The 389-nt window shown below is 70.7% G+C and carries 1 protein-coding gene; it reads left to right on the top strand.

The genetic code is table 11. The features are described 5' to 3' along the window. On the top strand, positions 1 to 333 hold a 333-nt coding region (locus G3446_RS29475; RefSeq protein WP_245232855.1), incomplete at its 5' end, for a type IV conjugative transfer system protein TraE. Positions 334 to 389 lie beyond the last annotated feature (56 nt).

Consider the following 389-nt stretch of genomic DNA (forward strand, 5'->3'; position numbering starts at 1 on the left):
CCCCTGCTGAGCCCCAAGCTGCGCCGTGCCGTCGCCGCCATCCTCGACGACCAGGTCGAGGCGCTGCAGCGCGACCGGGTGAGCGTGCGCTTCGCCCCCGAGCTGGTGCAGTACGAGGCCGCCAGCGACCGGGTGCGGGTGAGCGGCAAGCAGGTCATCACCGGCCCCGGTGCCGATCCGGTGACCCGACCCCGGACCTACGAGGTGCAGGTCGCCTTCCGCAACTACCGACCGCTGATCACGCACCTGGATGCCTACCAGGATGCGCGGGCGCGCAAGGACCGAACAGCCGATGCCACAACGGTCGTCGGACCAGCGATCTCGGCGCCGTGACGCCACAACACCCCTTCACCCCGTCGATCAAGGACTCGAGCCATGCCGCGCTGCCG

Origin of the sequence: Thiorhodococcus minor (genome assembly GCF_010820565.1) — a bacterium.
GTDB classification, from domain to species: domain Bacteria; phylum Pseudomonadota; class Gammaproteobacteria; order Chromatiales; family Chromatiaceae; genus Thiorhodococcus; species Thiorhodococcus minor.